Below are 20,537 nucleotides of genomic sequence, written 5' to 3' on the forward strand. Positions count from 1 at the left end.
ATTGTCCCAAACAAACTCTACGACCTGCTCGCTTCTCAAACTGGCCTAACTAGACAGTGCCCTACCACCGGATGTATCATCGAACATACCAACATCACACTCTAGCTCTTATCTACCGCTCCGCGTTGAAAAACCGAACCGTGGACTCTATTTCGTATGCAGTATTCCACATCCATCCACGAAAACACTCGTCTAGAATAAACACACAGACATTCCTCACTCGCATCACCGGCCCAAATGAATGCGGGTGTATCAAAACCTGTGTAGAGCTTCTCGACTCCACTGTTGATTATGTCAGACTCTATTGATACGCGGACACCTCTCCAACTCTCACATCTCCCGGCACAGTTCATCGGGCGAGAGGCAGAGCAGGACGCCCTCACCGAGGCATTCGGCGTCGATGAGGACAGCCGTCTCCAGAACTACCATGTGTACGGGCGGCGGGGCACTGGAAAGACACATCTCCTTCAACGGTTTCTCACCACGTTCCCACCAACGTTCACCACCTGCTATGTTTCTGGAGTCCGGCACGACACCCAGTACAAAGCATTGGAACGCCTCTATCAGCTCCTGACCGGGACATCACTCGGAACAGGACACCACGTCGCCGATATCCAACGCAAAATCAAAGACCAGATTACCCTACCTACAGTCGTCGTGGTTGATGAGGTCGACTTCCTGCTGTTAAACGACGGCGACGATCTCCTCTACTACCTGACCCGACTAGAAAACACAGCAGTCATCACCGTTTCAGCCAATCGGTCCACCTTGGAGGATGCAGTTGATGACCGGACATACAGCACGTTCCAGCCCCAGTTGTTGACGCTGAACGACTACACCACCAACGAGGCACGGCAGATACTCGCCGACCGGGCACGGAAAGCCCTCCAACCACAGTCACTTGAGCGGGCGGCCTTGACCTATATCACCGAGACCACCCAGAACATCGCCATCGCAGTTACCTGGCTACGTGAGGCAGCTGAAACCGCTGAAAACCAAGTCACCCAAAGCTTGGCACAGGAGGTAGAGGTTGCCGCGTACCACAAATACGTGAGGACGCTTCTCCACCGGTTCACAACACACCACCGTCGTCTGTATAATACGATCAGCCGTCTCGAACAGGTCGAACAACCACCGTTCACAACCGGGACAGTCTACAGAGAGTACAGTGAACGCTGTGAGACAGCAGGGGTCGCCTCCCTGAGCGAACGACGGATCAGCGACTTTCTGACCCATTTAGAACTCCTCGATCTAATTGAAGCTACCTACCACCGAGGCGGATCCAGAGGGAAAACACGGGAAATCAGGCGAGTCAACTGGAACTCTCGACCCGGTTCAGAGGAGACCGGTTAACAGATCGTCATCCAAGGCAGCTAATTCACGCCGGGCCTCCCGACGCTCGGCAAGCAACTCCTGACGATCACGCCAGTGCTTCCGACGCTCCTCTCGGAGCTCACGGCTAAGTTCTCGAATACGCTTCTTCTGCGATTCCTTTCGATTACGCTCAGCAAACTGCCGAAGCAGTTGCTCCAAGTTCTCTTCGTACTGCTGTATCTCCCTCTCCAAGTCATGGACCAGATCCTCATGCAACGTTGTCCGCTCCTCTATCTGGTCCTCGATCTCCTCCAGCATCGACTCCAACCGTTCGCGTTCTGCTCTCTGAGCCTCAGTCAACAACCGGTTAACGTCCCAATCACTGGAGAACCTGCTTCCCCCACCGCTGAGGGGATTAGGTACACCGGTTTCCAGAAGTCTTGTATACTCATCGTAGGCCATTCCTCTAACAGGAGATAGTAGCTGAACTGTTTCAGACCTTAGGAGTCACCCTGTTTCCGCAGCTTCCGGTATCGCTGTGCCCGTTCACGGTAGAACCGAGGGAGTGCCTGGATCTCATCTTCCGACCACGTTTCCAGTTTCTCAAGCAACCGCTCTGCCTCCGCAACTTTGTGAAGTGTCATCCGTATCGTCACCCGGCCAAAGATACGGTGACCAGCTTTGTCTATGCTTCAGAAGCCCTTGTTACGGTTGGTGTTCGCCGATCTATATCTAAGGCCTCGTCACGAATGGACTGAACTTTTTGACTAAGTCCAACTTGTTCATTGGTTGAATGACGGTATCTCCTTCACCTAATCCGATACTAGTGGTACCTCACACCCGGTGATGCTCTAGCAATAAGCAAAGGAAAAATATGGCTGAATAGTTAGATATTGCTGTCCTTGTATTTCCCTGAAGGAATAGGTAGCTGCTTGAGAATTCAGGAACTTGTCTCAGTTTCCCTTGTGAAGGCGTCTAATTGGTCCAAGATACCTTTCTCCTCGAGCTCCGCAAGCCTCTCTAAGACTTCCAGCTTCTCCTCCTGGTTCGACTGTTGTTCAAGTGAGAGCGGTCTTCCACAGTTCCGGCACTCGGTATGGATTTCATCGTTCGATGTTCCGCAGAACGAGCACTGAACCTGGCTCTTCTCCTCATCCTGGCTACTGATCCCGTACTCGTCTCTGATCGCCTGGTTGACGTCGTCGTTGTTGAGGTGGACGTAGACCTTTGCTCTATCCGAACCGGGTTTCCATCCAGCGAACTTGTTCAGCTGCTCGTATCCCATGAACGTCGCCACCTCGGTCAACCGGGTATGTCTCAGGTTATACGGTTTCCGCTTGTTCTCAGGGATTTCTGCTTTTTTACAGGCATCTTTGAACCTGCGGTAGAAACCGGCGTACTTCATCCGGTCGCTGAGGTCTGATTCATAGTTGCAAGCGGTGTCATCGTGGCTGTGCGGTATCTCTCCACATGTCTTACAGACTTGTTGCTCGGTTTTCACCCAGAGAGGGGCACCGGGGTCTTGAATGTCACCAGGTTCGCCGCCGAGAGGGTGTGAGGAGATCCATTCACGGAGAGGCCTACCGGATCGGACCAACTGGTTCGTGCGGTCGGGTGTCCCCTTTGCCCCTTCTAGATAGATGAAATCTCCTTTGGCGTTTGAGGTGAAGTCGCCGACGTTCCGGGAGATGAGTTCACCGGGCCGGGCTGCGGACTCATACAGGACGTACGTGAATGCTCTGTCCCGTGTGTTGCCAAAGCTTCGCAGTAGTCGTTTCAGTTCCTCGTCTCTGAACAGATCTTCACGGGAGACGGAGGTTGGCTTACTGTTCTTGTGTACAGAGAAGAACTGGACCTTTTCTGGTTGTTTGCCGTCGTTCCTGACAGTGTACAGCTTCTTCACGGCTGACCGGAACTTGTGCTTAGTTGCCTCAGCGTAGTCGCTTCGGTTCAGTTCCGCAACTAGGTGTTTTATTTCATTTTTCGAGGTGTCCGGGATCGCGAACTCATCGTCCACGAATTTCTTCAGGATGGTTTTCCAGGCGTAGATATGGCGCTGTTGTTGGCTTTCGCCGATCCCTTCGGCCGCGGTGTGGTTGATAAATTGCTTTATTGCTTCATAGTTCCGCTGTGAAACATCGTCTTTCAGGTTTTGAAGGGCACCGTCTACATCAATATATTCTGTTGTGGTCATAGATCTATGAGTCACCGAGTGAGTTAGAAGGGTAGAGTGGGAGACCTCGTTGCGTTTGACAGGGTAAATTCCTTCCCTGTCTGTTAGTTTCTGGTTCAGTTGGACATCTTCACACCGTTATCTTGGTTTTCTTTTGCACCGAGTCTCGATTGGGGTCCATTGAACGGTTTGTCACATGGACGAAGAGTCCAAGCTAAGATCCGTTCAGTGGTCATCACCACCTCACCTTCCTTCATTTGCGTTTTCAAAGGAAATCTAGTGTTGAAAGTTTAAAAGAAACTAGGTGTTCGGGTGTATAAGAGATTTTGCTGAGCCCAGAGTTCAAAAAGAAGTGGTTGTACTGAAACTTCTCATACGGCTGCTCGTCCCTCGAGGTATTGGTTGATGTGTTCTGCGGTGACGGTTGTTCCTTCTTCCATGCTGTGTTCGTGTAGCACGCCGTTGTTGACTGCGTATTCGACTCCTTCAAACACTTCCTCGTCCTCGTTATACTCGAGTCCGTCGCCGTAGATTTGGACGTGTTCACCAGTCTCAATCTGCTTTTGCCCAGCCTTCATCACCATATCAAGAATAGGATCAACTGACTCTCTTTCAGGAACATGTTCGTTGTAGATGTCTTCGAGGACGGGGTCGCTGATTGAGAACTTTTCAAATTCTAGGTGGTCTTCGGTGTTGCTTCTGTCGACGAATCCTATCAATGGAGCTACTGCTTTACCTTTTTCACGTTCGTAGTCGAAGGCGGCTTGTTCGTCTCCTTCGTATCCTTCTATGAACGGGTTGTAGGCTCCTCTTGTTCCTGAGGGTATGTTTATTTCTTCGTTGTTGATGGGTAGTACCCAGAATGTGGTGGTGTCGACGAACCAGTAGTTGTAGTCTCCTTGTTCCTCTCCATCAGGATGTATAAACTGGTTGTCAAGCTTATCAGGATCTGAATATGCTATAACGGTTCCATGACCTCCTTCGTTCACGTGCGTAGTCTCCACGTTTCTCTGTCTGCCATCCTCTTCATGCACGTGGTTGGCTAATGTTTGGTGTGTTGCGGCAAAGTGGTCGTTTTCCCCGCTCCATGCGGTGATCCCTAGATTTGCTGTTGCGTGTATTTGGAGTGCTCCGTTCCCGTATGTCAGGATGTCTTGAACCCTGTCTGTATCTCTGAGGTCTTCAAGGCTCCAATGTCCGCCGCCTAACTCTTCCATATTAGGGAATTGAGCACCTCCATGGTTGTCGCCGCTGTATTTTTCCCGCACTCTTTCCGTATTCTGTGTTAATTCGTCAACTAGGTCGTTGTAGGCCATTTTTTGGAGCCATCCCTGTCGCTGTTCTTCCATCTCCTCTTGCTGGAAGTTGAGATCGTCCCACGTTCTCTCCGTACTGTATTCGCTGTATGGTGTGTCGACCTTCCATTCACGAGTATCAGGAGTGAAGGTCTCTGTGAAGTCCTGTGTCCTTCCGGTTTCATCGGTTACTCGTACTCCGAACCGGTTCTCTCCCGGCGCAACCATTCTTTGAGGGAACTCGTAGGCCGCGGTCGCCTCGGTCTCCCCTCCAAGACCTTCCTGATAGACCTGTACTGGTTCATCCAAAGAACCGTTGTCTAGGTAGGTTTCTATGGTTTTCAGGCCGTCTTGATCTACCACTGTAACCTCGGATCTGGTCTGGTTCTCCCGAGTCGCCTCAGTAATTATTGGCAGGATATCCGCGCGACTATGCTGGAAGTCTCCGAGTTGTGTGTCGCTGTTCGGTTCGGAGGAGTTGGGCGCTGTCGAGTTAGATGTTGTTGGGTCAGTGGTGGTTGACTGTTTAGGTGAGTTGGAGTTGCAGCCGGCTATTCCTGCGGATAGCACTGCGGCGCTTGTCCTGAGAATTTTTCGTCGTTGTTTATCGACCACTGCGTAACTCCTCTTATAGTTGTCACTGACTGGTAATGTTATTATTGTTTGTGGTGCGAGGGGCTGTTCTTCCGATGGAATCGAGTTTGAGTTGGAAAGAATAGGGTCGTGGTTTCGTATGCGGACGAAAACTGAGGTTCGTTTAGTGTCCATTAAACGGTTTGTCACATGGACGAAGAGTCCAAGCTAAGATCCGTTCAGTGGTCATCACCACCTCACCTTCCTTCATTTGCGTTTTCAAAGAAAATCTAGTGTTGAAAGTTTAAAAGAAACTAGGTGTTCGAGTGTATAAGTGATTTTGCTGGGCCCAGGGTTCAAAAAGCAGTGGTTGTACTGAAACTTCTCATACGGCTGCTCGTCCCTCGAGGTATTGGTTGACGTGCTCTACGGTAACAGTTGTTTCTTCTTCCATGCTGTGTTCTTTTAGTGTTCCGTTGTTGACTGCGTATTCGACTCCTTCGAACACTTCGTCTTCTTGGTTGTATTCAAGTTTGTCGCCGTAGATTTGGATGTGTTCGCCGGTTTCAATCTGTTTTTGTCCGGCCTTCATCACCATATCAAGAATAGGATCAACCGACTCTCCTTCGGGTACGTGTTCGTTGTAGATGTCTTCGAGAACTGGGTCGCTGATGGAGATTTTGTCTGTATTAATTTCTAACTCGTGGCTTTTGTCTACGAAGTCTGCGAGAGGGTCAACCGCTTTATCTTTCTCTATTTGGTAGTTTCTCTCTCCTTCTCCAGTGTATCCTTGGATGAATGGGTTGTACGCTCCTCTTTGGATGTTTTCTGCCATGGTGTTTCCGTTCCCGTTTTCGGCTGTTACTCCGAGCGGGACTACCCAGTCGTCGGTTGTGTCTACGTACCACCAAGGATGCTCTCCGTAGTTTTCCCCCAGGATCTCAAACTCGTTGTCAAGTTTGTCCGGGTCTGCGTATGCCACTACTGTTCCGTGACCGCCTTCATTGACGTGCGTAGTCTCCACGTTTCTCTGTCTGCCATCCTCTTCATGCACGTGATTGGCTAACGTTTGGTGTGTTGCGGCAAAGTAGTCGTTTTCCCCGCTCCATGCGGTGATTCGAAGGTTTTTGAGTGCGTGTTGTGATAGTACTCCGTTTCCGTATAGTAGGATTTCTTGTGTTTTGTTGGTTTCTCTGAAGTCTTCGGTATCCCAGTGTCCTTCGCTGTTTTCTGTGACGTTAGGGAAGCTGATTATGTCCCCTTCATCGCTGTATTTTTCCTGTACTCTTTCAGTATCTTGTTTCAATTCGTCTACTAGTTCGTTGTAGGTCATTTTTTGGAGCCATTCCTGTCGCTGTTCTTCCATCTCTTGTCTTTGGAAGTTGAGATCGTCCCACGTTCTCTCCGTAGAATATTCGCTGTATGGTGTGTCGACCTTCCATTCGCGTGTATCAGGTGTGAAAGTCTCTGTGAAGTCCTGTGTCCTTCCGGCTTCGTCCGTTACTCGTACTCCGAACCGGTTCTCTCCCGGCGCAATAATCCGTTGAGGGAACTCGTAGGCCGCAATCGCTTCGGATTCCCCTTCAAAATCTTCTTGGTGGACTTGTACGGGTTCATCGAGAGATCGGTTGTTTAGGTAGGTCTCTATGTTTTTCAGGCCGTCTTGGTCTGCGATGGTGACCTCAGACCTGGTCTGGTTTTCCCGTGTGGCTTCAGTAATTATTGGCAGGATATCCGCGCGACTATGCTGGAACTCTCCAAGTTGTGTATCGCTGTTCGATTTAGTGGACTGGGGTGTTGTTGAGTTAGATGTTGTTGGGTCGTTGGTGGTTGACTGTTTTGGCGACTCAGAACCAGAGTTGCAGCCGGCTATTCCTGCGGATAGTGCTGCGGCACCTGCTTTGAGAATTGTTCGTCTTTGTCTGTCCACCACTATCGATCACTTGTATTTTGTTACGGACAGGTAACGTTATTATTGTTTGTGGTGGGAGGGGCTGTTCTTCTCTTAGTGTTGTGGTTAGTTTGTTGGATCCGAGTTCTTCGTTCACATTGGAACCCGGCGGAGTAACTCACTGGGGAGAGAGAAACCAATCCGGGAATCCAGGATTCAAAAAGTAGTAGTTGTACTGAAACTCCTCATACGGCTGCTCGTCCCTCGAGGTATTGGTTGACGTGTTCTGCGGTGACTGCGGTTTTTTCTTCCATGCTGTGTTCGTGTAGCACGCCGTTGTTGACTGCGTATTCGACGCCTTCGAACACTTCACTTTCTTGGTTGTATTGGAGTTCGTCTCCGTAGATTTGGATGTGTTCGCCGGTTTCTATTTGTTTTTGCCCGGCTTTCATCACCATATCAATAATAGGATCGACTGATTCTCCTTCAGGTACGTGTTCGTTGTAGATGTTTTCTAGTACTGGGTCGCTGATGGAGACTTTGTTCAAGTCGATATTTTGATCTTTACTTCTGTCAACAAAGCTCACCAGAGGACCTACGGCTTTGATCTTTTCGCGTTCGTAGTCGAAGGCGGCTTGTTCGTCTCCTTGGTATCCTTGGGTGAATGGGTTGTATGTTCCTCTTTGGATGTTTTCTGCTATGGTGTTTCCGTTTCCGTTTTCGGCTGTTACTCCGAGTGGGACTACCCAGTCGTCGGTTGTGTCTACGTACCACCAAGTATGTTCTCCATAGTTTTCTCCCAGAATCTCAAACTCGTTGTCAAGTTTGTCAGGGTCCGAGTATGCTATGACTGTTCCGTGACCGCCTTCGTTGACGTGCGTAGTCTCCACGTTTCTCTGTCTGCCATCCTCTTCATGCACGTGGTTTGCTAATGTTTGGTGTGTGGCAGCGAAATGATCGTTTTCCCCGCTCCAGGCGGTGATTCGAAGGTTTTTGAGTGCGTGTTGTGATAGTACTCCGTTTCCGTATAGTAGGATTTCTTGTGTTTTGTTGGTGTTTCTGAAGTCTTCGGTATCCCAGTGTCCTTCGCTGTTTTCTGTGGCGTTAGGGAAGCTGATTATGTCCCCTTCATCGCTGTATTTTTCATTTACCTGTTCCGTATCTTGTTTTAGTTCTTCTATTAGGTCGTTGTAGGTCATTTGTTGGAGCCATCCCTGTCGTCTTTCCTCCATCTCCTCTTGCTGGAAGTTGAGATCGTCCCATGATCTCTCCGTAGAATATTCGCTGTATGGTGTGTCAACCTTCCATTCACGAGTATCAGGTGTGAAAGTCTCTGTGAAGTCCTGTGTCCGGCCGGTTTCATCGGTTACTCGTACGCCGAACCGGTTCTCTCCAGGAGCAACCATTCTCTGCGGGAACTCGTAGGCCGCAATCGCTTCGACTTCACCTCCGAGATTTTCTTGGTGGACTTGTACTGGTTCATCCAGAGACCGGTTGTCTAGGTAGATCTCTATGGTTTTCAGGCCGTCTTGATCTGTGACGGTGACCTCAGACCTGGTCTGGTTCTCCCGGGTCGTTTCCGTGATGATCGGCAGGATATCCGCGCGGGTGTGCTGGAATTCTCCGAGTTGTGTGTCGCTGTTCGATTTAGTGGACTGGGGTGTTGTCGAGTTAGATGCAGTTGGGTCGGTGGTGGCTGACTGTTTTGGCGACTCAGAACCAGAGTTGCAGCCTGCGAGTGAGATTAGTCCGGCGGCTGTAGCTGTTCTCTTGAGAATTGCTCGTCGTTGTTTATCGACCACTGCGTAACTCCTCTTATAGTTGTCACTGACTGGTAATGTTATTATGGTTTGTGGTGGGGGTAGATGTTCTTCCCTTTGGTGTTGCAGTTGGTTTGCTGGATCAGGGTTCTTCGTTCACATTGGAACCTGACGGGATAACTCTTCAGAGATAGGGAGAAATAATCCGGATTCAATAAGTATTGGTTGTACTGAAAAACTCCTCATACGGCTGCTCGTCCCTCGAGGTATTGGTTGACGTGCTCTACGGTGACTGCGGTTTTTTCTTCCATGCTGTGTTCGTGTAGCACGCCGTTGTTGACAGCGTATCCCAGTCCTTCAAACACTTCCTCGTCCTCGTTATACTCGAGTTCGTCGCCGTAGATTTGGACGTGTTCGCCGGTCTCAATCTGCTTTTGCCCAGCCTTCATCACCATATCAAGAATAGGGTCGACTGATTCTCCTTCGGGTACGTGTTCATTGTAGATGTCTTCGAGTACTGGGTCGCTGATTGAGAACTTTTCAAATTCTAGGTGGTCTTCGGTGTTGCTTCTGTCGACGAACCCGATTAGTGGGGCTACTGCTTTGCCTTTTTCAGTTCTGTAGAAGTTTAATTCGCTGACTTGTCTGCTTCCTTCGTATCCTTCAATGAACGGGTTGTATTTTCCTCTTATTCCTGCAGATATTTTTATTTCTTCGTTGTTGATGGGTAGTACCCAGTCGGTGGTTGTGTCTACGAACCACCAGGAGAACTCTCCATGTGTTTCACCATCCAAGTGTGTATATTCGTTGTCAAGTTTGTCAGGGTCTGCGTATGCTATAACGGTTCCGTGACCGCTTTCATTAACGTGCGTAGTCTCCACGTTTCTTTGTGTGCTGTCTTCCTCATGCACATGATTTGCTAATGTTTGATGTGTGGCGGCAAAATGATCGTTTTCCCCGCTCCAGGCGGTGATTTGAAGGTTTTCTAGTGCGTGTATTTGGAGTGCTACGTTGCTGTATTTGAGTATTTCTTGTGTTTTGTTGGTGTTCCTGAAATCTTTAGTGTTCCAGCGTCCGCCTCCGTGCTGTTCTGCGTTAGGGTATTCGGTGTCTCCGTGATCTATGGCCTTGTACTTCTCTCGCACTCTTTCAGTATCTCGTTTCAATTCGTCAACTAGGTCGTTGTAGGTCATTTTTTGGAGCCATCCCTGTCGCTGTTCTTCCATCTCCTCTTGCTGGAAGTTGAGATCGTCCCACGTTCTCTCCGTAGAATATTCGCTGTATGGTGTGTCAACCTTCCATTCACGTGTATCAGGTGTGAAGGTCTCTGTGAAGTCCTGTGTCCGGCCGGTTTCATCGGTTACTCGTACGCCGAACCGGTTCTCTCTAGGAGCAACCATTCTCTGCGGGAACTCGTAGGCGACGTTCGCTTCGACTTCACCTCCGAGATTTTCTTGGTGGACTTGTACTGGTTCGTCCAGTGATCGGTTGTTTAGGTAGGTTTCTATGGTTTTCAGGCCGTCTTGGTCTGTGACGGTGACCTCAGACCTGGTCTGGTTCTCCCGGGTCGTTTCCGTGATGATCGGCAGGATATCCGCGCGGGTGTGCTGGAAGTCTCCGAGTTGTGTGTCGCTGTTTGGTTCGGTGGGGTCAGGTGTTGTTGAGTTAGATGTTGTTGGGTCGTTGGTGGTTGACTGTTTTGGCGACTCAGAACCAGAGTTGCAGCCGGCTATTCCTGCGGATAGTACTGCGGCGCTTGTCCTGAGAATTTTCCGTCGTTGTTTATCGACCACGGCGAAACTCCTCTTATAGTTGTCACTGACTGGTAATGTTATTATGGTTTGTGGTGGGACATCTGAATAGGATAGGCAGAAACTGACCGGGACCACCGCGGGCTCGTTAAGAGCTCTGTTGACGAGCGAATATCCGCAAGTTTGGTTAGCGGCCCATAGCTAACTCCGAGAACCATTGTTTGAGTTTGTTCTCTCCGAATCAGAATACGTCATCCTCCTCCTGTGAGCGGAGTCAACAGAGCTACTTTTCCGTTTTGCCGAATACCCCTAACACCCTCTTGATCGAGGTCATCTTACCTGTTTTTCTGCCGAACCAGCCGAACTACCTCGTTTCTATCCTCTTCGTGCTGCTTAGGACTTCGAATCCGTGTTCGGCAGTATATCAAGCTGGATGGGTGAGGATCTAGTGCCAGTCGTCGAGTGCATCGGAAACGTCCTGTGCCAAGTGAAACACGATCTGGTTTGAGTCAATATCCGCGTTTTCGACCCGCTGCTTTAGCCCATCTCGGACCTTTTCTGTAGGGCATACGACCCACACCACTTCGAACCCTTGTTCGAGATGTTTTTCCACATGTTCTCGTTCCCGCTTCGTGTTTTCCATCGCGATCTCGACGACGATCTCAAGCTCTCCGGTGTTCACGTAGACGTCCGCGTCGAATAGTTCTAGTGTTGTAGCCCAGCCTGCTGATTCAAATATTTCCTTCACTTTGTGCTGCCAGTATCGGTGGACGATTCCTCCCCGACCCTCGTGGCGTGGATCAATATCCAGCGTCTGCTCGACGTAGTTGCGTCCTCTGTCCGTCAGTTCAAGGAGTTTCCGAGCACCTGTTCCGGTACGGATTGACTGTTCCGTGACCAAGCCTGTCTCCACCAGCTCGTTCTTGGCCTTATTCCCCTTGTACCGGCTGGAAAACGTTTCGTACCGCTCGGTCAACGGGATGAACGGCTCCTCCACCACTCCCCTCAACAGCTGTTCCGATTCATCGGAAACAGTGATCTTGGACGGTGGATCGTCAATTATCCCGGGTTCCTCGGGGTCGGTGTTGTCGGACCATACGGCTTTCTCGAACCGTTGTGGCTGTTTACGCGGTTCGGAAGATAACGTGTTCCAGATCCTCCCTTGGTGTCGCTGCAATTCGGTATCTGTCACCGTTTTCGCCAACTCGTATTCCTCAAGTGTTACTCGGACAGGGTGCTCGTTTCCGGTCTGGATGACTGCTTCCCCGATACCGAGGTCTTGGGCGACCGATCTCTGCCGGGGTGTAAGGTTCATCGAGTCTGCTAGTGCTTGGAACTGCTTCCGGTCGCCCGTCGACAGGAGGGCCTTCGTATAGGTGTTGGCCTTGATTGAATCGGTCAGCTTCGAAGCCTCTTGGTCTGCGACAATTAGTCCTTCGCCGAACTCTCGCATCTTCGCCGTCAACTCGTCGACAGCCGGGATTCCGGCTTCATCTTGGCGCTCCTTGTAGACGCTGAAAACTTGCTTGGCCTCGTCCAAGACGAAGACGTGGTTTAGATCTTGACTTCGGTGGGCCTGGGCTAGTCGGTATTCGTAGACATAGGCGAAGAGGATCTCCATCAGGAAGTTCTGGGTGTCGCGGTTCAACCCGTCGAACTCAAAGATGACATTCCGTGTGAGCAGTTCCTCTAAGCTGTAGCCCTGGCTGCAGTCGAAGACGGTCCCGGAACCCAGGTTCATGGCTTCAACACGGTTGAGGACCGTGTCCCGGTAGTTCGAGTTCTTCCGCATGTAGTTGATCGGGTCGGAGGTAAGGGACTGCTCGAGCTCGTGGAAACTGGGGTACGGCGACGAATCCTCCTCGAAAAGATCGTACAACCGGTAGAGCTCAAGGATCGACTTCACGAGGTAGTTCTTCGACCCGGACAACAACGATGTGGCGTGGCCAAAGATCTCGCTGACTACCTGTGCCCATCGCCGCGGCCGAACTCCTGGAGGTGGAACCAACGGGTTGAACTTGAGTTCGGTCCATGGAAGGACCAGTAGATCGTCCATCTGTGTGGTGAGGTGGCGGTAGTCCTGTTTCAGATCAAAGCTCCAGAACGGCACATCCAGCTGGGGAAGAAGGTTGTAGAACAAGCTCGTTTTCCCGGCTCCGGACTGCCCGATAACCAGGAGATGTTTCGAGAGCACGGATTCAGGAAGTCTGTGGGGTTGACCCGACGAGGTTGTCCCTATACGGAGGTTCCCTGAGGAATGAGTCTGGGATGTAGCGGGTGATTCAAACGGATATGCTCGATGCTGTGCTAGAGCTGCTGCGAGCATTCGGCGGCTCTGGTTCTGGAGTGTTTCCGGGGAAAGGGCTGTAAACAAGGCAAGCCGACGGATACGTGGATCCGATAGTTCATCATCTCTGAGTGCCTGGAGGACTGAAGTCCGGTCTATCGAACGATTGGAGGACATACACCCCGACTGTGGGTGTCTACAGATTCGAGTATGATCGGATACGGTCTATTTCCGTTGCTAAGGCCTCACCGTGTTTCCGATTCGGATGTAGAGAGATACTACTTCGGCTCTGTTGAAACCATCAGACAGTGATAGGTTCTGACCGTTATGCTGAATAGACAGCGCGGATCAGTCATGTAATTACCGCTGAAACCGCTGGCGAGGAATCACTAAATACAGATGCGGAAGTTATCGATACCGCTCGGGATTTCGTTGAAGCGACCGAGTGACCGCTGTCGGCCACACTATCCTCCAGAACAACTGCTACTTCTAACAGTCTGGCATCGAAAGCGGAAGCAACAGCTCTGTTGATCTAAAATTGGTCCAGCTATTAGCGTAGAAATCAGCGCAATTACACCGAGGAATGGTCTCGTTGAGAGCGTAAACCTAGTGGCAGCAAACCGTTGGAGATTAGGGTGAAATCCCACGTGTCAAGCGTTTAGACGCGGTGCGTGACAGGTTGTCTACATCGACGCATACGATTTCCCGCGTACAGAAATAGCCCGCGTTCTGAGGTCAGTCGAAAGGTCCTGTGGGGCGTGAGAGCGGTTCTCGGGGATGGAATTCTTATTATGCCGTCGAACCTTCGAACTCTTTCATTTCAAAAGTGTCCTCATATTCCGTGGGATTAAACGTGTCTGTGTCTGCCGAAGCAATTACAATTTGATATTCTGGGAGGATTTCTGGTAGATGGCTAAGATAATTAGAGATATCATTCGCGTTCTGCTCGTCCACTTCATTATCGAATGGAGAATCAATAATGAAAAGCCGTAATGGTGGACTATTGATAGATTCGCTCAGTAGCTTGAGTACCGCCGTGTGGAAGAGAAGAGCGTGTAGATTTATTTCCGCGGTGTTTTCGTCTGCTATATAAGAGTCCAAAATCTGATCGGTGGTTTTGATTTCGAAGTGATACGAACCCCCAGACTTGAACTCGACGTTGTGTGCGTTCTTTAGACTGCCCTCCTCAAAGTGGTCAAACAACTCTTGGATTTGACTAGCAATTTTTCTCTTAATTTCCTGTCTCTGGGAATCACGCGCTTCTGATAAGAGATCGTTGAAACGCTTGAGGCCATCTTTCCGTGCCACCTTTTCCTTGGCTTTCGCTTTGAGATGCTTTTGTGCCTTTATTTCGAATTCCAGTATTTCCAATCTCTCTTTGACAGAACCAAGTTTCACTTCGGTTTCAACTGCTGAGTCGCGTAAATCCTGTACTTCGCGGCGTAGACCATCTTGCTCGTCAGCTAACTCGGCCAAGTCATGGTCCTCAATATCCTTTGTAACCCTCTCTATCTCAGATTTGATAGATGAAATCTTTTGATCTAAGCGGTTTTTCTGACCCACAAGCTCTTGCTCTTTCTCACGGCGCTCTTTTAATTCATCAGTGTGCTTCTTGGAAGTCGTGTCGGAGACCTTGTCTGAATCAAGATTCTCTACTTCAGTTCGATACCGATCATCAGGCATCTTCTTAGCACAGAGAGGACAGTCATGCTCTTCCAGAAGGCGCTCTCGCTGTTCCTGATCAACGCGGTTAGTGCAAATTGGACAACGGTCAGGGATAGTCAGGAAGTTCTGGAGTTCTTCGCCTACATCCTCAACATCATCCAACAACTCCGTGTCTTCATATCGCTTAATAGTACGCCGAACACTGCCAAGTTCTTCGACAACATCACTTCGTTTTACTTTCGCATCTGCTCTACGACTCTCTAATTCGTTCTTCCGCTGTCGGAGGCTGTCCAACTCATTTTTCCCCGATAGAGCATCTTCAATAGATTCAAGCCGCTCCTGCTTTTCCGAGAGTTTATTCGTCAGTTGTGACTTCTTTTGTTCAAGATTTGTCTTTTCATCCTCTAAATTATCTCTCTCAGCCTGATACTCCCGAAGCTTCTGAGCTGATTTCTCTTCTTCGTCCTGTAGTTCAAGTTCTTCAATCTCAGCCTCTACAGCCTGAACTACCGTTGTTATGTTTATTCCGAAAAGCAAGTCAAGCAGGTCAGAGTGCTTTTCTCCAAGGAATCGCGTGAAATCCTCGGACATCAAGAAAAACAGTGACAATACCTCGTAAGGGTCGTGACCCCTCAGCCGAAGCTGTTGCAGCCCGAATTTCTCAAGTACATCCGACGGATCAGTAAATTCCGTCGAGATCGTTGGTTCTTTTGAATGCCCCTCTAAGAGATATGGTTCATCATCACCGCTTAGCGAACTTCCTTGGCCACTCTGTCTAAGAGTTCTTTCAAGACTGTATGGCGAGTCATCGATTGTCCAATAGCCCTTTGTGCTCAGATTTGACCTATCAGATTTAACAAGATTCGTCATATCGTAGGCTGAGGGGTTTTCAGGGAGACCAGCAATATTGTACAATAGAGATTTGACTAAGCTGGTTTTACCCTTTGAGTTCTGTCCATAGAGTATTGTGTCCTGACGGTCGAAATCAACATCCACCTGACTCAAGACTCGGAAGTTTTCCGCGGAAATCCTGTCAAGGCGGACATCTTGGGTAGAAAAGGATACCTCACCATAATGTTTCAAAAAATATCTCTTAAAGCGTTCCTGCTCTTCTTCGGAGAACTCTGTCTCACGGTCAATTTTCTCTTCAACCTCGTTGAATACGGGTGGAGTTTCAGGCATTGATGGCAATCTCTGTGTTGTCGTCTTTGTTTTCGAAACGCTTCGCTCGACCGTTGAGCACAATTCGGCCTTCGGGGCAATCAGCAAACTTCGAGATTGTTTTCAGATGGTCAGTAAGGCCAACCTTGGAGATGTCTGCTAAATCTCGTAGAACATCATTTTGCTTGAACTCCCATTCGTTCAGTAGCAGGCTATCAAAGCTGTCAAGCTCACTTCTGAACCTTATGAGGAACATCTCTGCTGCCTTACCTGACGAAATGGCGTATGAAAGATCCCACTCTTGCTGGGGGTCCTCCACAATTTCTTTGTCAAGGACACTCCAAGCGACCAAGCGGTCAATATCTCGTTGGAGACTATCTGACCAAACATACCCCTCTCTCTTCCTGAATGTGTATCTGAACCCCGTCCTTTCCAGCATCCCAAACCCGAGAGAGGTGGTCGAATTACTGTCTTCTTCGGATAACCTGTGATTCACCAGATATATTAACGTGTGTACCTTCTCAAGAGGCTGAACGGCACTTTCCCCAGTCCGGTCTTGGTACTCATCAAAGAATTTTATGAGCATGATAAGGTCAACGAGTTCATCAAGGCCGTAATCCACCACAGAGTACTGGTTAAATGCTTCCTGTATTGGGACATTGCCCTTCTCGAATTTGGCTACGACTTCTTGTTCAACCCCTCTTTCTTTAAGGAACCCAACTACTTCGACAGAAGAGAATACATACGTATTCAATAAATCGAAGTAATTGGACTGGCTATCGTCTACCCCATCCACTGGAGAGTTTGGGTTCTCAATCGCGTTCTCATGAATCGGATCGATGAGCAATAGATAATCTTCTAAAGATTCTTCTCGAAGACCCGCCCACTCACCAACCCTACGAACCGCAAGCCATTCCACGCTCATATCATCCAATCACATCTATTGCCTCAGCGGCTTCATGACTCCACTCAATAACAGTCTGAGCGCTGCCATTGGGGTTCACCTGCCAACCTAGATAGGACTGCACACTCTGTTTTAACTCTCCTGGAGAGGTTGCTACTACTGCGTCTGGATAGATGCTTTCTATTTCGCGCTTAATTGCTTCTTGGTCTTCCGACGGATTGACCCAACTGAGAACACAGGCCTGTCGGGGAAGTAATCGAATCTGCATATTCAGGGAAAGTCGCAGATCCTCTTCTAGAATTGTCTCATGGCTCAGCAGCCACAGGCTGTGGCTGAGCAGATACTTTTGTGCGTTAACCTGCTCTTCGCGGCTCCCGCCGTTTTCGGGGCAGGACTTCCGTAGATAATCAATCGCATCTTCGTTAGGTGAAGCACTAACTGAATCGCCATATCCTTGCGTTTCAGTGAATGCAGCCTCAAGAACGGAGGTAACCGGCTCCTGGAAGCAATTAGCTCCTGACTCACACAGGATAGCAATACTCTCTGTGTGTTCATCGAGATCCTCGTCTCGGGGATATTTTTCTATGAGGACACTATCATCCATTACTTTCCAACTCAGGAACAAGACTACATAAATTCTTGGTGATTTCAGATATGGTCTCAGCAGTAGCAATATCCTCGTGAATAGGCAAGGTAGAGGCTTCGTCGAAATCAGACAGCCATTCTTCAAATTCCTGAGAAAGGTCTTGAGATTCTTTGAATTTTGATGCCGCTAAACGGTCAACTATTCTTTCCCCCCGCGTAGAAATCACCTCAACACTATCTGTCGAAGAGACGGGATCGTCTCTAAATGAGTGCAAGGCCTGGACGAACTCTTTGATATCCAGCCTGAGCGATTCGGTATCTGTCGTACGCCAAATCCGCCCTCCTAGCAGCACTAAAATCGATTCAGCAAATATGGCTGAGTAAACCAGACCTGCTCCAATATCCACAACCCCGAGAGAGCTATTTGGATACGGGAGAATGAACACCACGTACGCAAATAGGACGGCAGATATACCGAGAATTGCGTATGCTAAGAATGATATTAGTTGGTGGCGGGTTTGCTGGAGAGTAATTGAGTAGGTCTGCCTACTCACCCACCCGGTTGTGTAAAATAGCCCTCCGAATAGGAGAAGGATAGTTCCTCCCAAGCACCACATCACTACCTCTTCGGATCCTGGGAGTTTGACGACTGGTGGTGCGCTTGGAATAATAGCGAATAGTATCGTGAACACCTGTGCTACAAGTACAAGCACAAATTCTACTGGCCGACCAAATGTGAGATAGTCGGACGCAGAAATGCTATTCAAATTCATTAGTAAATCCTACTGGACCGCAGCCTCAGCTGATTCTCGGCATCTATCTCACCCTCCAAATATAGTGGCCGCCACGTCGTAATCTCGTATATGTCGTGATGCTCTCGATAGGCCAAATCATTGTTTACAAACATCTGACACCGCTCTCGAATGTGACCACAAGAGACTTCCAAGTCCTTGAAACGGGGATACTGCGCCATCAGTGCGGGTGTCGACCAGCCACTCTCGTCAAGATGTTCAAGGATGGACTCGTCCTCGATTCGTTGCTGGAGTCACTATCACAGCTAGTCATCCCACCCAGGAGTCCTGCAGTGATGCCGGTTCGGAGGAATGTCCGCCGTCTCATTACCTACCCGTCACTTCCCGACCAACGATGATAGAACTACTGGAAAACACAGACAAGCCGAATATCACACAGTTCCCTCCCTCGAAGCGTGTTCAGTACGTATACTCACTTACTGGCGGTTCCACCGCTCAGGATGTGAAACGAATAATAGCCACCTGCTGACTATATCCTCTGTATTTAGCAGATCGGTGTCTTCTCCGATGGATTTTAACAGAGCCCCTATTTCTGGAGCGTCTGGAAAAGCGACTGCTGATTGCCTGACTTCTGTATCATTGCGTCGACTCGGCGTTTCATCCGGAGGTAGTGGTAGACCTGTCTCTGCCAAGATTGACGGTCTTCTTCCATCCGTGTCCGGAAGTCGTAAGCCGCTGAGTCCGCTGAGTCTAATGATTGGATAATCCGTGGCTGCCGGAGAACGGATGTACTGACCCCGAGACCGTGTAACCGGTGTCTGGACGGGAGCGCATCCCGGACCTTGTGGATTATCTTGGCAGCTTCCTGAGGACGACGATTGCTGAGTGAGCCGATCGCTACGTACCGTGTGAGGACGCCTTCCGACCGAAGCATATCGATATGGGAGAGATACTGCTGGGGAGTCCATCCCTGGAGGACCGCTACAGCCTGCGAATCGAGATTGGAGTCATCGTACATACTGAGAAGTTTGCGATGCTTCTGGGCGGTCCGTTTCTGACGGTCCTCTACGGTCCTATCCAGTTGTGTTCGGATCCCCGGATCACATGGATAGTCTCTGAGGGCAAACAGTTCCGGGTCGTGTTCCCGGATATACGAGAGGTAGTCCTGATCTGAGGTTTGGTACTCCTGATGGGTGTGCAGTTGGCTGTAGCCGCCTGAATCGATGAAGAGGTGTTCGATGGTATCGAAAGGAGTGTTGTTCGCGGTCGCATAGCTGATCATCACATTGGGTACCTCCATCTTCCGCAAGGCTTTCCGTGCACTACCAGAGGCACAGCCGAAGTAGAACCGGAACCTGTTACCTGACATTATATACTGTCACCATCTCCGAGTCCTTCCGGAAAGGGCAGCAAGCTCCACTTCGTAGAGTTTGACTTCAACCGTCGAATCAGCCGAATCCCTCTCAGAAATCACCGGATCACCCTTACTCACGACAAAGCCTGTCTCCCTCGGATTTTTGTCGACATTGAGCATCAGGTTCCACCTTGAGATTGAATTTGATGGCGCTCCATGAGATCTCTCAATGATTCCCTTTCATCCTCCCAATACGGCTCTGTGTCTTCGTTCTCGATTAGTTCTCGGCTCCGCTGGTTGACGGCTTGTCTTCCCAATGTTTCCGGTTCCGGGATTTCGTTTGCGCCGGTTTCCAGGAGTTGTGCGGCCTGTTCAAAACCGGTGTCCAGATCGTATTCGGGGATGTCCTCCGTGTAGTGTGTGAGTGCGCGTGTGGCTGCGTTGTAGGTCTCCCAGAGCGTCGGTGCTTCAGGATCATCTACCTCGTCGTACAATGCGTTCAGGAGGTCTGGTACCGGCTGTTCAAGGAACCGGTCGATACCGGACTCCATTAGGACCAGCAAGGCTTCATCCTGGTTCATCAATTCCCGGTTCTGTGCCTCAGTTAACCGTTTCTCTACTTTCGAGGGGCTTTCGACTACTGCGTCGACAGCGTTGTATGCGAGTCCGGGTTGGAACGGGTCTTGGTGTGTCTGGCTGAAACTGAGGTCGGAGATGAACGCGGTCATTCCGTTGCTACAGACTTGGCGTTCTGCTCCGATATCGTACTTCAGGCCGTGGAAACCGCTGTGACCGGAGCGGATTTTCAATCCTAGTTCCACCGGGTCGTTCTCAACGGGGTAGACGGTGGTTCCGTCGAAATCGATCTCCGCGCTCATCTTGTGGGCTGTCGGAGAGACTGAGACCTGACCGTCCACGTCCACCTGGTGTTGTTCTATGGCGTCGCCCACGGTTTCCAGAATCTTGCCGTACTGGATGATGTTGTAGAACTCCTTCGAGGAGGAGACCACGCCGGTCGCACGTAGATCATCCGTCCAGAGCGAGTCCCTGTACGGAATCTCTTCCCACCGGT

Annotated in this window: 15 protein-coding genes; 1 reads left to right on the plus strand and 14 read right to left on the minus strand. The window is 49.8% G+C overall.

What is annotated here, in order from left to right; genetic code table 11:
- Positions 1 to 291 precede the first annotated feature (291 nt).
- Entirely contained in the window at positions 292 to 1,353 is a 1,062-nt protein-coding gene (locus EYW42_RS15030; protein WP_135536120.1) for a Cdc6/Cdc18 family protein, read from the plus strand.
- Here the strand turns inward: EYW42_RS15030 and EYW42_RS15035 are convergent.
- The 14 genes from EYW42_RS15035 to EYW42_RS15095 form a co-directional block, all read right to left on the minus strand.
- On the minus strand, positions 1,336 to 1,776 hold the full coding sequence (locus EYW42_RS15035; RefSeq protein WP_135536121.1) for a hypothetical protein: 441 nt from the start codon (positions 1,774 to 1,776) through the stop codon (positions 1,336 to 1,338). The genes EYW42_RS15030 and EYW42_RS15035 overlap by 18 nt on opposite strands.
- Positions 1,777 to 2,254: 478 nt before the next feature.
- A complete protein-coding gene (locus EYW42_RS15040; protein ID WP_135536122.1) occupies positions 2,255 to 3,508 on the minus strand; it encodes a tyrosine-type recombinase/integrase in 1,254 nt (417 codons plus the stop codon).
- A gap of 350 nt (positions 3,509 to 3,858) precedes the next feature.
- On the minus strand, positions 3,859 to 5,397 hold the full coding sequence (locus tag EYW42_RS15045) for a hypothetical protein (protein ID WP_135536123.1): 1,539 nt from the start codon (positions 5,395 to 5,397) through the stop codon (positions 3,859 to 3,861).
- Positions 5,398 to 5,740: 343 nt separating this feature from the next.
- Complete coding sequence (locus EYW42_RS15050) at positions 5,741 to 7,288, minus strand: hypothetical protein (protein WP_135536124.1); 1,548 nt, start codon at positions 7,286 to 7,288, stop codon at positions 5,741 to 5,743.
- A 203-nt stretch (positions 7,289 to 7,491) separates the two neighbouring features.
- Positions 7,492 to 9,048 (minus strand): hypothetical protein, encoded by a 1,557-nt coding sequence (locus EYW42_RS15055; RefSeq protein ID WP_135536125.1) that lies wholly within the window; start codon positions 9,046 to 9,048, stop codon positions 7,492 to 7,494.
- Between the two features lie 200 nt (positions 9,049 to 9,248).
- Positions 9,249 to 10,799: a hypothetical protein gene (locus tag EYW42_RS15060; RefSeq protein ID WP_135536126.1), complete on the minus strand. Its 1,551-nt coding sequence runs from the start codon at positions 10,797 to 10,799 to the stop codon at positions 9,249 to 9,251.
- Positions 10,800 to 11,202: 403 nt separating this feature from the next.
- Positions 11,203 to 12,951: an ATP-binding protein gene (locus EYW42_RS15065; RefSeq protein WP_237561350.1), complete on the minus strand. Its 1,749-nt coding sequence runs from the start codon at positions 12,949 to 12,951 to the stop codon at positions 11,203 to 11,205.
- 882 nt (positions 12,952 to 13,833) lie between these two features.
- Positions 13,834 to 15,891, minus strand: a complete 2,058-nt coding sequence (locus EYW42_RS15070) for an AAA family ATPase (RefSeq protein WP_135536127.1) — start codon at positions 15,889 to 15,891, stop codon at positions 13,834 to 13,836.
- Positions 15,884 to 16,795 (minus strand): hypothetical protein, encoded by a 912-nt coding sequence (locus tag EYW42_RS15075; protein WP_135536128.1) that lies wholly within the window; start codon positions 16,793 to 16,795, stop codon positions 15,884 to 15,886. Before EYW42_RS15075 ends, EYW42_RS15070 begins: the two co-directional genes overlap by 8 nt.
- 1 nt (position 16,796) lies before the next feature.
- Positions 16,797 to 17,378 (minus strand): hypothetical protein, encoded by a 582-nt coding sequence (locus tag EYW42_RS15080; RefSeq protein ID WP_135536129.1) that lies wholly within the window; start codon positions 17,376 to 17,378, stop codon positions 16,797 to 16,799.
- Positions 17,371 to 18,132, minus strand: a complete 762-nt coding sequence (locus tag EYW42_RS15085) for a hypothetical protein (RefSeq protein ID WP_135536130.1) — start codon at positions 18,130 to 18,132, stop codon at positions 17,371 to 17,373. Before EYW42_RS15085 ends, EYW42_RS15080 begins: the two co-directional genes overlap by 8 nt.
- Positions 18,133 to 18,697: 565 nt before the next feature.
- Positions 18,698 to 19,480, minus strand: a complete 783-nt coding sequence (locus tag EYW42_RS20165; RefSeq protein WP_135536131.1) for a deazapurine DNA modification protein DpdA family protein — start codon at positions 19,478 to 19,480, stop codon at positions 18,698 to 18,700.
- A 9-nt stretch (positions 19,481 to 19,489) separates the two neighbouring features.
- Positions 19,490 to 19,645, minus strand: coding sequence for a hypothetical protein (locus EYW42_RS19535; protein ID WP_161972963.1), 156 nt, complete (start codon positions 19,643 to 19,645; stop codon positions 19,490 to 19,492).
- Positions 19,645 to 20,475 (minus strand): DUF932 domain-containing protein, encoded by an 831-nt coding sequence (locus EYW42_RS15095; RefSeq protein WP_237561351.1) that lies wholly within the window; start codon positions 20,473 to 20,475, stop codon positions 19,645 to 19,647. Before EYW42_RS15095 ends, EYW42_RS19535 begins: the two co-directional genes overlap by 1 nt.
- Positions 20,476 to 20,537 lie beyond the last annotated feature (62 nt).

It is taken from the genome of Halostella pelagica, from assembly GCF_004762015.1.
Classification (GTDB): Archaea; Halobacteriota; Halobacteria; order Halobacteriales; family Natronoarchaeaceae; genus Halostella; species Halostella pelagica.

What these genes read in the sequence shown, in the direction of transcription:
- EYW42_RS15085 (WP_135536130.1), bottom strand. Translation starts at nt 18,132, where the DNA reads ATGAATTTGAATAGCATTTCTGCGTCCGACTATCTCACATTTGGTCGG.
- EYW42_RS15040 (WP_135536122.1), bottom strand. Translation starts at nt 3,508, where the DNA reads ATGACCACAACAGAATATATTGATGTAGACGGTGCCCTTCAAAACCTG.
- EYW42_RS20165 (WP_135536131.1), bottom strand. Translation starts at nt 19,480, where the DNA reads ATGTCAGGTAACAGGTTCCGGTTCTACTTCGGCTGTGCCTCTGGTAGT.
- EYW42_RS15080 (WP_135536129.1), bottom strand. Translation starts at nt 17,378, where the DNA reads ATGGATGATAGTGTCCTCATAGAAAAATATCCCCGAGACGAGGATCTC.
- EYW42_RS19535 (WP_161972963.1), bottom strand. Translation starts at nt 19,645, where the DNA reads ATGCTCAATGTCGACAAAAATCCGAGGGAGACAGGCTTTGTCGTGAGT.
- EYW42_RS15075 (WP_135536128.1), bottom strand. Translation starts at nt 16,795, where the DNA reads ATGAGCGTGGAATGGCTTGCGGTTCGTAGGGTTGGTGAGTGGGCGGGT.
- EYW42_RS15035 (WP_135536121.1), bottom strand. Translation starts at nt 1,776, where the DNA reads ATGGCCTACGATGAGTATACAAGACTTCTGGAAACCGGTGTACCTAAT.
- EYW42_RS15070 (WP_135536127.1), bottom strand. Translation starts at nt 15,891, where the DNA reads ATGCCTGAAACTCCACCCGTATTCAACGAGGTTGAAGAGAAAATTGAC.
- EYW42_RS15030 (WP_135536120.1), top strand. Translation starts at nt 292, where the DNA reads ATGTCAGACTCTATTGATACGCGGACACCTCTCCAACTCTCACATCTC.